Origin of the sequence: Serratia sp. P2ACOL2, assembly GCF_003691565.1 — a bacterium.
Taxonomy (GTDB): Bacteria; Pseudomonadota; Gammaproteobacteria; order Enterobacterales; family Enterobacteriaceae; genus Serratia; species Serratia liquefaciens.
In genome coordinates this window covers 119,054-132,495 of sequence record NZ_CP033162.1, presented here as the reverse complement: position 1 = coordinate 132,495, position 13,442 = coordinate 119,054, and the positions used below count along the sequence as shown (strand labels likewise).

5 protein-coding genes, 2 tRNA genes and 3 rRNA genes are annotated in these 13,442 nt (G+C 53.6%); 5 read left to right on the top strand and 5 right to left on the bottom strand.

Annotated elements, in window-relative coordinates; genetic code table 11:
• The first annotated feature begins 492 nt into the window (after positions 1–492).
• From acs to actP, 3 genes are all read left to right on the top strand, one after another.
• Complete coding sequence (gene acs / locus EBA31_RS00640; RefSeq protein WP_122076655.1) at positions 493–2,451, top strand: acetate--CoA ligase; 1,959 nt, start codon at positions 493–495, stop codon at positions 2,449–2,451.
• A gap of 92 nt (positions 2,452–2,543) precedes the next feature.
• A complete protein-coding gene (locus EBA31_RS00635; RefSeq protein ID WP_020824859.1) occupies positions 2,544–2,855 on the top strand; it encodes a DUF485 domain-containing protein in 312 nt (103 codons plus the stop codon).
• Positions 2,852–4,504: a cation/acetate symporter ActP gene (gene actP / locus EBA31_RS00630; RefSeq protein WP_122076651.1), complete on the top strand. Its 1,653-nt coding sequence runs from the start codon at positions 2,852–2,854 to the stop codon at positions 4,502–4,504. The genes EBA31_RS00635 and actP overlap by 4 nt, the downstream gene beginning before the upstream one ends.
• A 199-nt stretch (positions 4,505–4,703) precedes the next feature.
• Here the strand turns inward: actP and rrf are convergent.
• The 5 genes from rrf to EBA31_RS00605 all read right to left on the bottom strand — a co-directional run bounded on the left by rrf (position 4,704) and on the right by EBA31_RS00605 (position 9,839).
• Positions 4,704–4,819 (bottom strand): 5S ribosomal RNA (gene rrf / locus EBA31_RS00625).
• 102 nt (positions 4,820–4,921) lie between these two features.
• Positions 4,922–7,828 (bottom strand): 23S ribosomal RNA (locus EBA31_RS00620).
• A 205-nt stretch (positions 7,829–8,033) separates the two neighbouring features.
• Positions 8,034–8,109, bottom strand: a tRNA-Ala gene (locus EBA31_RS00615).
• 37 nt (positions 8,110–8,146) lie between these two features.
• A tRNA-Ile gene (locus tag EBA31_RS00610) sits at positions 8,147–8,223 on the bottom strand.
• A 75-nt stretch (positions 8,224–8,298) separates the two neighbouring features.
• Positions 8,299–9,839, bottom strand: a 16S ribosomal RNA gene (locus tag EBA31_RS00605).
• The 16S, 23S and 5S rRNA genes sit together here with 2 tRNA genes alongside, the layout of an rRNA operon.
• Before the next feature lie 651 nt (positions 9,840–10,490).
• Here EBA31_RS00605 and purH point away from each other — a divergent pair.
• Both purH and purD read left to right on the top strand, forming a co-directional pair.
• The gene (gene purH, locus EBA31_RS00600; RefSeq protein ID WP_020828725.1) at positions 10,491–12,080 is read left to right on the top strand and encodes a bifunctional phosphoribosylaminoimidazolecarboxamide formyltransferase/IMP cyclohydrolase; all 1,590 of its coding nucleotides are present in this window, start codon (positions 10,491–10,493) and stop codon (positions 12,078–12,080) included.
• Positions 12,081–12,128: 48 nt separating this feature from the next.
• On the top strand, positions 12,129–13,412 hold the full coding sequence (gene purD / locus EBA31_RS00595) for a phosphoribosylamine--glycine ligase (RefSeq protein ID WP_046374688.1): 1,284 nt from the start codon (positions 12,129–12,131) through the stop codon (positions 13,410–13,412).
• Positions 13,413–13,442 lie beyond the last annotated feature (30 nt).

Genomic DNA, 13,442 nt, shown 5'->3' with positions numbered 1-13,442 from the left:
TATTTAGTCCATCGTACATGTTTATATTTTGTTGCAATAAAGTTTTAAAAATGAAAATATCAGAACGTTCAGGTACCGCATTTTATCGTCTATTTATTAGGATGATTCTCAAATCATTCTCTTATTAACGCCGCTGACTGACCACTCCACTATTAATATCAACATCGAATATCAAAAGGGAACTATGTTCCAAAAGGATTTAACCGAGATTTTAACAGTGGCGTTTTATATTAAAAAATGGCGATAAAAAACGGGTTTATTGTGGGATTGTTTATTCTTTTTAGTTCTTTAGATAGTGTTTTCTGGCGAAAACTTGGTATCTGAACGTTTTTTCCCGCCAAGCAGATAGATGCTCAACACAAATGGGGCAGAACTATTACAAATCAATATCTTCGTTGCGTGATCTGCCGCGCAAAAAAGAAACAAAGAATCGGAGCAAACTATACTTAACCTTCAGTTGACATATCATTAACAACTTCAAGGAGAAAAGCTATGAGCCAAGTGCATAAACACGCTATTCCTTCTGCAATTGCAGAACACGCCCTGATCAGTCCGACACAATATCAACAATATTATCAACAATCTGTGCAAGACCCAGAAATGTTCTGGGGCGAGCAGGGAAAAATTCTCGACTGGATAAAGCCTTATAGCCGGGTAAAAAACACCTCGTTTGATCCGGGCCATATCAGCATTCGCTGGTTTGAAGACGGTACCCTGAACCTGGCGGCCAACTGCCTCGATCGCCACCTGGCCGAACGTGGTGACCAAACTGCCATCATCTGGGAAGGTGACGATCCCACCCAGTCAAAAAAAGTGACCTACAAACAACTGCACCACGATGTCTGCCAGTTCGCCAACGTGCTGAAAAAGCTGGGCGTTAAAAAAGGCGACGTCGTGGCTATCTATATGCCGATGGTACCGGAAGCCGCGGTGGCCATGCTGGCCTGCGCCCGCATCGGGGCCGTGCATTCGGTCATCTTTGGCGGTTTCTCACCGGAAGCGGTCGCCGGACGAATTATCGATTCCAACTCAAAACTGGTTATTACCGCTGACGAAGGCCTGCGTGCCGGACGTGCCGTACCCTTGAAGAAAAACGTCGATGATGCGCTGAAGAATCCTGGTGTGAAAAGCGTCGCCAACGTTGTGGTGTTCCAGCGCACCGGCAAACCGGGCTACTGGCAGGAAGGCCGCGATCTGTGGTGGCATGAGCTGACCGAAGGCGTCTCAGCCGACTGCCCGCCGGAAGAGATGAATGCGGAAGATCCGCTGTTTATCCTTTATACCTCGGGGTCAACCGGCAAACCCAAGGGTGTGCTACACACCACTGGCGGCTACCTGGTTTATGCCGCCCTGACCTTTAAGTACGTGTTCGACTACCACGATGGCGACGTGTACTGGTGTACCGCGGACGTCGGTTGGGTCACCGGCCACAGCTATCTGCTGTACGGCCCACTGGCCTGTGGCGCCATTACCCTGATGTTTGAAGGTGTGCCGAACTACCCTGGCGTCAACCGTCTGTCACAGGTGATCGACAAGCATCAGGTCAATATTCTGTACACCGCGCCCACCGCCATTCGTGCCCTGATGGCTGAAGGCGACAAAGCGATCGAAGGCACCAAACGCGACTCGCTGCGTATCATGGGATCGGTGGGTGAGCCAATCAATCCTGAAGCCTGGGAGTGGTATTACAATAAAATCGGCAACGGCAAATGCCCCATCGTAGACACCTGGTGGCAGACCGAAACCGGCGGCTTTATGATCACCCCACTACCGGGCGCCACCGAGCTGAAAGCCGGCTCGGCAACGCGTCCGTTCTTCGGCGTACAGCCGGCGCTGGTCGATAATGTCGGCACGCCGCAAGAAGGTGCCTGCGAAGGCAATCTGGTGATCACCGACTCCTGGCCTGGCCAGGCGCGAACCCTGTTCGGCGATCACGATCGCTTCGAGCAAACCTACTTCTCCACCTTTAAAGGCATGTATTTCAGCGGTGACGGCGCGCGCCGTGACGAAGACGGATACTACTGGATCACTGGCCGCGTCGACGACGTACTGAACGTGTCCGGCCACCGTCTGGGCACCGCCGAAATCGAATCCGCCCTGGTCTCTCACCCGAAAATTGCCGAAGCGGCGGTAGTCGGCATTCCGCATAACATTAAAGGCCAGGCAATTTACGCCTATATCACGCTCAATCACGGCGAGGAACCTTCGCCTGAGCTTTATACCGAAGTCCGTAACTGGGTACGTAAAGAAATAGGGCCGATCGCTACCCCGGACGTGCTGCACTGGACAGATTCCCTGCCCAAAACGCGCTCCGGCAAGATCATGCGCCGTATCTTGCGCAAAATTGCCGCCGGCGATACCAGCAACCTGGGGGATACCTCAACGCTGGCGGATCCGGCCGTAGTCGACAAGCTGTTGGAAGAAAAACAATCAATGAAAGTGCCGTCATAATTTACGCCGCCTCTGGCCGATCGGCGGGAAGATAACCCAATGATCGGCTTCAAGCGCGGCGTATTCGTTCAATACCTACTGGAGACACTCTGATGAATGACACCATTTATCAAGGGATTGAGGAAAACCCGCGCTTTATCGAGCTGGTGCGAAAACGCAGCCGATTTGCCTGGCTGCTGTCGCTGATTACACTGGCGCTCTACGTTGGCTTTATTTTATTGATCGCCTTCGATCCTCAGTGGTTGGGCACCCCGATCGCCGCAGGATCCACTATTACCCGTGGGATCCCGGTAGGCGTTGGCCTGATCGTGATCTCTTTTGTGCTCACCGGGATCTACGTATTCCGCGCCAACGGCGAATTCGATCGCCTGACTGCAGAAATCCTGCGTGAGGTGAAGAAATGAAGCGTTTACTGTCCGCCGCCGCTCTGATGATGCTACCGGGCCTGGCCTTTGCCGATGCCATTGGCGGTGAAGTGAAGCGCCAACCGTTGAACATTCAGGCCATCGTCATGTTCATCCTGTTTGTCGGCGCCACGCTGTATATCACCTATTGGGCCTCAAAACGTACTCGTTCACGTCAGGACTATTACACCGCCGGCGGGAAAATTACCGGTCTGCAGAACGGTCTGGCGATTGCCGGCGACTTTATGTCAGCGGCCTCTTTCCTGGGTATTTCTGCCCTGGTGTATACCTCCGGCTATGACGGACTGATTTACTCCATCGGTTTCCTGATCGGCTGGCCGATCATTTTGTTCCTGATTGCAGAACGCCTGCGTAACCTGGGCCGTTACACCTTTGCCGACGTGGCTTCCTACCGGTTAAAACAAAAGCCAATCCGTACGCTCTCCGCCTGTGGCTCTCTGGTGGTGGTCGCACTGTATCTGATTGCCCAAATGGTCGGTGCCGGCAAGCTGATTCAGCTGCTGTTCGGCCTCAATTACCACGTGGCGGTCATTCTGGTCGGTATTCTGATGGTGCTGTACGTCTTGTTCGGTGGGATGTTGGCCACCACCTGGGTGCAGATTATCAAGGCGGTGCTGTTACTGGCCGGTGCCAGCTTTATGGCGTTGATGGTGATGAAATCGGTCAATTTCGACTTCAACACCCTGTTTGCCGAAGCCGTGAAGGTGCATCCAAAAGGCCTCGCCATCATGAGCCCGGGCGGTCTGGTTTCCGACCCTATTTCTGCGTTGTCTCTGGGGTTGGCGCTGATGTTCGGTACCGCTGGTCTGCCACATATTCTGATGCGTTTCTTTACCGTGAGCGACGCTAAAGAGGCCCGCAAAAGCGTGTTCTACGCCACCGGTTTTATCGGTTACTTCTATATCCTGACCTTTATTATCGGCTTCGGGGCCATCTTGTTGGTCAGCCCTAACCCGGCGTTCAAAGATGCCACCGGGGCGCTGCTGGGCGGTACCAATATGGCGGCGGTGCATTTAGCCAACGCCGTGGGCGGCAACTTCTTCCTCGGCTTTATCTCTGCTGTCGCCTTTGCCACCATTTTGGCCGTAGTCGCAGGCCTGACGTTGGCGGGTGCTTCAGCGGTATCTCACGATTTGTACGCCAGCGTGATTAAAAACGGCAAAGCGACTGAGCGTGACGAACTGCGCGTCTCCAAGATTACCGTGGTGATCCTGGGTATCGTGGCGATAGCTCTGGGGATTTTGTTTGAGAAACAGAATATCGCCTTTATGGTCGGCTTGGCTTTCTCTATCGCTGCCAGCTGTAACTTCCCGATTATTATTCTTTCGATGTATTGGTCACGTCTGACAACCCGTGGTGCCATGATCGGCGGCTGGTTGGGTCTGCTCACTGCGGTGATCCTGATGATCCTCGGCCCGACGATCTGGGTGCAGATCCTGGGGCATGAGAAACCCATCTATCCGTATGAATATCCGGCGCTGTTCTCGATGATTGTCGCGTTCGTCGGCACTTGGCTGTTCTCGGTTACCGACAGCTCTTTAGCCGGGCAACAAGAACGCGAACGCTTCCGTGCTCAATTTGTACGTTCACAAACCGGCCTGGGCATTTCCCAGGGCAGCTCACACTAAACGAATAATAAGTGAAAAAAGCAAACACACCCTAATCAAAGGCCCTTCGGGGCCTTTTCTCTTGGATAAAGATGATTAACGGTATTGCTGGAAAAGAGATTTGACGACGAGGAATACAAGACCCAGCCTGGCTGCGCCTTTTTTCTTTCGCGCACAGCCAAAAGGCCATCCTTGCGGATGGCCTCTTGGCTTAATTGATGCCTGGCAGTGTCCTACTCTCGCATGGGGAGACCCCACACTACCATCGGCGCTACGGCGTTTCACTTCTGAGTTCGGCATGGGGTCAGGTGGGACCACCGCGCTATTGCCGCCAGGCAAATTCTGTTTCATTCCAACCGCTACTCCCGTAGCCATTGAAACCAATCTCGGAACTCGCTGAAAATCTCTACAATCTCTCTAAAACACCTTTGGTGTTGTAAGGTTAAGCCTCACGGATCATTAGTACTGGTTAGCTCAATGCATCGCTGCACTTACACACCCAGCCTATCAACGTCTTAGTCTTAAACGTTCCTTCAGGGGCCTTAAAGGCCCAGGGAAGACTCATCTCGAGGCAAGTTTCGCGCTTAGATGCTTTCAGCGCTTATCTTTTCCGCACTTAGCTACCGGGCAGTGCCATTGGCATGACAACCCGAACACCAGTGGTGCGTTCACTCCGGTCCTCTCGTACTAGGAGCAACCCCTCTCAATCTTCCAACGCCCACGGCAGATAGGGACCGAACTGTCTCACGACGTTCTAAACCCAGCTCGCGTACCACTTTAAATGGCGAACAGCCATACCCTTGGGACCTACTTCAGCCCCAGGATGTGATGAGCCGACATCGAGGTGCCAAACACCGCCGTCGATATGAACTCTTGGGCGGTATCAGCCTGTTATCCCCGGAGTACCTTTTATCCGTTGAGCGATGGCCCTTCCATTCAGAACCACCGGATCACTAAGACCTACTTTCGTACCTGCTCGAGCCGTCACTCTCGCAGTCAAGCTAGCTTATGCCTTTGCACTAACCTCACGATGTCCGACCGTGATTAGCTAACCTTCGTGCTCCTCCGTTACTCTTTGGGAGGAGACCGCCCCAGTCAAACTACCCACCAGACACTGTCCTCACCCCGGATCACGGGGCCGAGTTAGAACATCAAACATTAAAGGGTGGTATTTCAAGGTTGGCTCCACGCAGACTGGCGTCCACGCTTCAAAGCCTCCCACCTATCCTACACATCAAGGCTCAATGTTCAGTGTCAAGCTATAGTAAAGGTTCACGGGGTCTTTCCGTCTTGCCGCGGGTACACTGCATCTTCACAGCGAGTTCAATTTCACTGAGTCTCGGGTGGAGACAGCCTGGCCATCATTACGCCATTCGTGCAGGTCGGAACTTACCCGACAAGGAATTTCGCTACCTTAGGACCGTTATAGTTACGGCCGCCGTTTACTGGGGCTTCGATCAAGAGCTTCGCCTTGCGGCTGACCCCATCAATTAACCTTCCAGCACCGGGCAGGCGTCACACCGTATACGTCCACTTTCGTGTTTGCACAGTGCTGTGTTTTTATTAAACAGTTGCAGCCAGCTGGTATCTGCGACTGGCTTCAGCTCCGAGAGCAAGTCTCTTCACCTACGCGCCAGCGTGCCTTCTCCCGAAGTTACGGCACCATTTTGCCTAGTTCCTTCACCCGAGTTCTCTCAAGCGCCTTGGTATTCTCTACCTGACCACCTGTGTCGGTTTGGGGTACGATTCTGTGTTACCTGATGCTTAGAGGCTTTTCCTGGAAGCTTGGCATCAACTACTTCTGCACCGTAGTGCATCGTCATCACGCCTCAGGGTTAATAAGTAACCGGATTTACCAGGTCACTCCCCCTACACGCTTAAACCGGGACAACCGTCGCCCGGCTAGCCTAGCCTTCTCCGTCCCCCCTTCGCAGTAACACCGAGTACAGGAATATTAACCTGTTTCCCATCGACTACGCCTTTCGGCCTCGCCTTAGGGGTCGACTCACCCTGCCCCGATTAACGTTGGACAGGAACCCTTGGTCTTCCGGCGAGCGGGCTTTTCACCCGCTTTATCGTTACTTATGTCAGCATTCGCACTTCTGATACCTCCAGCAGCCCTCACAGGCCACCTTCAACGGCTTACAGAACGCTCCCCTACCCAACAACGCCTAAGCGTCGCTGCCGCAGCTTCGGTGCATGGTTTAGCCCCGTTACATCTTCCGCGCAGGCCGACTCGACCAGTGAGCTATTACGCTTTCTTTAAATGATGGCTGCTTCTAAGCCAACATCCTGGCTGTCTATGCCTTCCCACATCGTTTCCCACTTAACCATGACTTTGGGACCTTAGCTGGCGGTCTGGGTTGTTTCCCTCTTCACGACGGACGTTAGCACCCGCCGTGTGTCTCCCGTGATAACATTCTTCGGTATTCGGAGTTTGCATCGGTTTGGTAAGCCGGGATGGCCCCCTAGCCGAAACAGTGCTCTACCCCGAAGATGAGTTCACGAGGCGCTACCTAAATAGCTTTCGGGGAGAACCAGCTATCTCCCGGTTTGATTGGCCTTTCACCCCCAGCCACAAGTCATCCGCTAATTTTTCAACATTAGTCGGTTCGGTCCTCCAGTTAGTGTTACCCAACCTTCAACCTGCCCATGGCTAGATCACCGGGTTTCGGGTCTATACCTTGCAACTATTCGCCCAGTTAAGACTCGGTTTCCCTACGGCTCCCCTATACGGTTAACCTTGCTACAAAATATAAGTCGCTGACCCATTATACAAAAGGTACGCAGTCACACCACGAAGGTGCTCCCACTGCTTGTACGTACACGGTTTCAGGTTCTATTTCACTCCCCTCGCCGGGGTTCTTTTCGCCTTTCCCTCACGGTACTGGTTCACTATCGGTCAGTCAGGAGTATTTAGCCTTGGAGGATGGTCCCCCCATATTCAGACAGGATGTCACGTGTCCCGCCCTACTCATCGAACTCACAATTAATGCATTTTAGTGTACGGGACTATCACCCTTTACTGTGCGACTTTCCAGACGCTTCCACTAACACAAGAACTGATTCAGGTTCTGGGCTCCTCCCCGTTCGCTCGCCGCTACTGGGGGAATCTCGGTTGATTTCTTTTCCTCGGGGTACTTAGATGTTTCAGTTCCCCCGGTTCGCCTCATACGACTATGTATTCATCGTATGATAGTGCAACGAATTGCACTGGGTTTCCCCATTCGGGTATCGCCGGTTATTACGGTTCATATCACCTTACCGACGCTTATCGCAGATTAGCACGCCCTTCATCGCCTCTGACTGCCTAGGCATCCACCGTGTACGCTTAGTCACTTAACCTCACAACCCGAAGGTGTTTCCACTTTCGTGCTGCTACATTTGAGAGACTCTATGACAGGTTAATCCTTACCCCAATACTTCTACGGAGGGATAAGTTTCAGCTGTCATGTTTCAATTTTCAGCTTGTTCCAGATTGTTAAAGAGCAAAATACTTCGCAGCATACTGTTGCCAGTACACTCTGAAGTATTGAAATACAGGACTATATGGTGGAGCTAAGCGGGATCGAACCGCTGACCTCCTGCGTGCAAGGCAGGCGCTCTCCCAGCTGAGCTATAGCCCCATACAGTCACGTGCAGTACCTTTTCCACTTCGAGAAGTGGTAGGCCTGAGTGGACTTGAACCACCGACCTCACCCTTATCAGGGGTGCGCTCTAACCACCTGAGCTACAAGCCTATAAAGGTATTTCTGCTCGTTACTTTTTCATCAGACAATCTGTGTGAGCACTTCACGCGAATCAATATCATTAGGTAAGGAGGTGATCCAACCGCAGGTTCCCCTACGGTTACCTTGTTACGACTTCACCCCAGTCATGAATCACAAAGTGGTAAGCGCCCTCCCGAAGGTTAAGCTACCTACTTCTTTTGCAACCCACTCCCATGGTGTGACGGGCGGTGTGTACAAGGCCCGGGAACGTATTCACCGTAGCATTCTGATCTACGATTACTAGCGATTCCGACTTCACGGAGTCGAGTTGCAGACTCCGATCCGGACTACGACGTACTTTATGAGGTCCGCTTGCTCTCGCGAGTTCGCTTCTCTTTGTATACGCCATTGTAGCACGTGTGTAGCCCTACTCGTAAGGGCCATGATGACTTGACGTCATCCCCACCTTCCTCCGGTTTATCACCGGCAGTCTCCTTTGAGTTCCCACCATTACGTGCTGGCAACAAAGGATAAGGGTTGCGCTCGTTGCGGGACTTAACCCAACATTTCACAACACGAGCTGACGACAGCCATGCAGCACCTGTCTCAGAGTTCCCGAAGGCACTAAGCTATCTCTAGCGAATTCTCTGGATGTCAAGAGTAGGTAAGGTTCTTCGCGTTGCATCGAATTAAACCACATGCTCCACCGCTTGTGCGGGCCCCCGTCAATTCATTTGAGTTTTAACCTTGCGGCCGTACTCCCCAGGCGGTCGACTTAACGCGTTAGCTCCGGAAGCCACGCCTCAAGGGCACAACCTCCAAGTCGACATCGTTTACAGCGTGGACTACCAGGGTATCTAATCCTGTTTGCTCCCCACGCTTTCGCACCTGAGCGTCAGTCTTTGTCCAGGGGGCCGCCTTCGCCACCGGTATTCCTCCAGATCTCTACGCATTTCACCGCTACACCTGGAATTCTACCCCCCTCTACAAGACTCTAGCTTGCCAGTTTCAAATGCAGTTCCCACGTTAAGCGCGGGGATTTCACATCTGACTTAACAAACCGCCTGCGTGCGCTTTACGCCCAGTAATTCCGATTAACGCTTGCACCCTCCGTATTACCGCGGCTGCTGGCACGGAGTTAGCCGGTGCTTCTTCTGCGAGTAACGTCAATGCAATGTGCTATTAACACACTACCCTTCCTCCTCGCTGAAAGTGCTTTACAACCCGAAGGCCTTCTTCACACACGCGGCATGGCTGCATCAGGCTTGCGCCCATTGTGCAATATTCCCCACTGCTGCCTCCCGTAGGAGTCTGGACCGTGTCTCAGTTCCAGTGTGGCTGGTCATCCTCTCAGACCAGCTAGGGATCGTCGCCTAGGTGAGCCATTACCCCACCTACTAGCTAATCCCATCTGGGCACATCTGATGGCATGAGGCCCGAAGGTCCCCCACTTTGGTCCGTAGACGTTATGCGGTATTAGCTACCGTTTCCAGTAGTTATCCCCCTCCATCAGGCAGTTTCCCAGACATTACTCACCCGTCCGCCGCTCGTCACCCAGGAGCAAGCTCCCTGTGCTACCGCTCGACTTGCATGTGTTAGGCCTGCCGCCAGCGTTCAATCTGAGCCATGATCAAACTCTTCAATTAAAAGCTTGATTTGCTTCAACTCGTGAAGCGATGCTCGAAAATTAACTTTCGTAATAATTCAACTAAATGAATTACTGCTTGGTCACTCTTCAAGACTTGATATTTTTTTGAACCCTAAGGTTCTGGATATCGTCTTGTGGAGTGCCCACACAGATTGTCTGATAAATTGTTAAAGAGCAGTGAGTTAGCCGCCGTAGCTTGCTATCTCGAGGTGGCGTATAATACGCTTTCCTCTTTCAGAGTCAACCCCTAAATTTCAGGATTTTTTCTCTTCGAACCCCGGAGACTCTGTGAAGTTGTTCACATGTTCCGTGTCGATGGAGGCGCATTATAGGGAGTTCCTCGCAGGCCGCAACAGGTATTTTCGACAAAAACGACCGTTTGCTGCATTCCACAGCAAAAGCCCGCCTTATACCCTGTTGTGCACAAACTTATCCACAGAAGCCATTTGCACGGAAAATTTACGAGCGCCACGCAAACGTTTTCGCTACAATTCCCCGCGACGAAACGCTCCCCTTTTTATGGGGGCGTTACCTGAATTTGTGCCCGATACCCTCTTTATAGAGAGAAAAACCTTTCCTTATAGAGAGTAGAAGGTGGAAATTCACGTAACGCTCTTTTATTGCGACTCCAAAGCCAAGGGATAAAACCATGCAACAACCTCGTCCAATCCGCCGGGCCCTGCTCAGCGTCTCTGACAAAGCCGGTATCGTTGAATTCGCCGAAGCGCTTTCAAGCCGTGGCGTTGAACTGCTCTCCACCGGCGGTACCGCTCGCCTGCTGGCAGATGCCGGTCTACCTGTTACCGAAGTTTCCGACTACACCGGCTTCCCGGAAATGATGGATGGACGAGTAAAGACGCTGCACCCGAAAGTGCACGGTGGCATTCTGGGCCGTCGCGGTCAGGACGATGGCATCATGAGCCAACATGACATCAAGCCGATCGACATGGTGGTGGTAAACCTGTATCCGTTCGCCCAAACCGTGGCGCGCCCGGATTGCTCGCTGGAAGATGCAGTAGAGAATATCGACATCGGCGGCCCGACCATGGTGCGCTCCGCGGCCAAGAACCATAAAGACGTCGCCATCGTGGTAAAGAGCAGTGACTACGCCGCTATCATTACCGAGATGGATAACAACGACGGCTCACTGCAATACGCCACCCGTTTCGATCTGGCTATCAAGGCGTTTGAACACACCGCCGCTTACGACAGCATGATCGCCAACTACTTCGGCGCGCTGGTGCCGGCCTACCATGGCGAAACCGAGCAGCCTTCCGGTCGCTTCCCTCGCACGCTGAACCTTAACTACATCAAGAAGCAGGATATGCGTTATGGTGAGAACAGCCACCAGCAGGCCGCCTTCTATATAGAAGAGAATGTTCAGGAAGCTTCTGTCGCCACCGCCGATCAGCTACAGGGCAAAGCGTTGTCGTACAACAACATCGCCGATACCGATGCGGCACTGGAGTGCGTGAAAGAGTTCGCCGAACCGGCCTGCGTTATCGTCAAGCACGCCAACCCCTGTGGCGTGGCGATAGGCGACGATATTCTGGCAGCCTATGAGCGTGCCTATCAAACCGATCCTACCTCCGCGTTCGGCGGCATCATCGCCTTCAACCGCGAACTGGACGCCGCCACTGCGCAAGCCATTATCAGTCGTCAGTTTGTGGAAGTGATTATCGCACCTAGCATCAGCCAGGAAGCGCGCTCCCTGCTGGCCGCCAAACAGAACGTCCGCGTGCTGGCCTGCGGCCAATGGCAGCAACGCGTTGCCGCTCTGGACTTCAAGCGCGTCAACGGCGGCTTGCTGGTGCAGGATCGCGATCTGGGCATGGTGAGTGAAAGCGATCTGCGCGTAGTGTCCGAACGCCAACCTACCGCTCAGGAATTGCGTGATGCGCTGTTCTGCTGGAAAGTGGCCAAGTTTGTTAAGTCCAACGCCATTGTTTATGCGCGCGACAACATGACCATCGGCATAGGTGCGGGGCAAATGAGCCGCGTTTACTCAGCCAAGATCGCCGGCATCAAAGCCGCCGACGAAGGTCTGGAAGTCAAAGGCTCCGCCATGGCGTCCGACGCCTTCTTCCCGTTCCGTGACGGCATCGATGCCGCGGCAGCCGTTGGCATCACCTGCGTGATCCAGCCAGGCGGGTCGATCCGTGATGATGAAGTGATTGCCGCCGCCAACGAACACGGCATTGCGATGATCTTTACCGATATGCGTCACTTCCGCCATTAATCCTTTTTGCTGCGTGCGCTGCGGCGCACGCCCTTCGTGGAGCACCTGATGAACATTTTAATTATCGGCAACGGCGGACGCGAACACGCGCTGGCCTGGAAAGCAGCCCAATCACCGCTGGCGGACAAAGTTTACGTAGCACCGGGCAATGCCGGTACCGCGCTGGAACCAGGTCTTACGAACGTCGAGATCTCCGCTACCGATATTCCGGCCCTGCTCGCTTTTGCCCAGAGCAACGATATCGGCCTCACCATTGTCGGGCCGGAAGCGCCGCTGGTGATTGGCGTGGTTGACGCCTTCCAGGCCGCCGGTCTGAAAATCTTTGGCCCCTCTCAGGCCGCAGCCCAGTTAGAAGGCTCTAAAGCCTTCACCAAAGATTTCCTGGCGCGCCACAATATTCCAAGCGCCGAGTACCAAAACTTTACCGAAGTCGAACCGGCGCTGGCCTATGTTCGCAGTAAAGGTGCACCGATCGTCATCAAGGCCGACGGCCTGGCGGCCGGTAAAGGCGTGATTGTTGCCATGACGCTGCAGGAAGCGGAAGACGCCGTGCAAGACATGCTGGCAGGTAACGCCTTCGGCGATGCAGGCCACCGCATCGTGGTGGAAGAATTCCTGGATGGGGAAGAAGCCAGCTTTATCGTCATGGTCGACGGTGAAAACGTAGTGCCGATGGCCACCAGCCAGGATCACAAACGTGTCGGCGATGGCGACACAGGCCCGAACACCGGTGGTATGGGGGCTTATTCCCCGGCGCCAGTGGTAACCGATGAAATCCACCAGCGCGCGATGGACCAGGTTATCTGGCCAACCGTGCGTGGCATGGCGGCGGAAGGTAACACCTATGTCGGCTTCCTTTATGCCGGGCTGATGATCTCTGCGGACGGTCAACCGAAAGTCATTGAATTCAACTGCCGCTTTGGCGATCCGGAAACCCAGCCGATCATGCTGCGTCTGCGCTCTGATCTGGTTGAACTGTGCCTGGCCGGTGCGGAAGGCAAGCTGGATGAGAAAACGTCTGAATGGGATGAACGTCCTGCGTTGGGCGTGGTACTGGCAGCCGGCGGTTATCCTGGTGACTATAACAACGGTGAGGTCATTCAGGGTCTGCCGCAGCAAGAAAGCGCCGACGGCAAGGTATTCCATGCCGGCACCCGTATGCAGGGTAACGACGTGGTGACCAGCGGTGGCCGCGTGCTGTGCGTTACCGCGCTGGGTGAAACGGTGGCTCAGGCGCAACAACGCGCTTACCAATTGGCGGATGGCATTCAGTGGACAGGCAGCTTCTGCCGTAAGGACATTGGCTATCGTGCGATTGCACGCGGCAAATGATCTGAACGCTAAAATCTCTGAGGGCTCCGC

Excerpts from the sequence above, each read along its gene's own strand:
- acs (WP_122076655.1), top strand. The coding sequence starts at position 493 with ATGAGCCAAGTGCATAAACACGCTATTCCTTCTGCAATTGCAGAACAC.
- EBA31_RS00635 (WP_020824859.1), top strand. The coding sequence starts at position 2,544 with ATGAATGACACCATTTATCAAGGGATTGAGGAAAACCCGCGCTTTATC.
- actP (WP_122076651.1), top strand. The coding sequence starts at position 2,852 with ATGAAGCGTTTACTGTCCGCCGCCGCTCTGATGATGCTACCGGGCCTG.
- purH (WP_020828725.1), top strand. The coding sequence starts at position 10,491 with ATGCAACAACCTCGTCCAATCCGCCGGGCCCTGCTCAGCGTCTCTGAC.
- purD (WP_046374688.1), top strand. The coding sequence starts at position 12,129 with ATGAACATTTTAATTATCGGCAACGGCGGACGCGAACACGCGCTGGCC.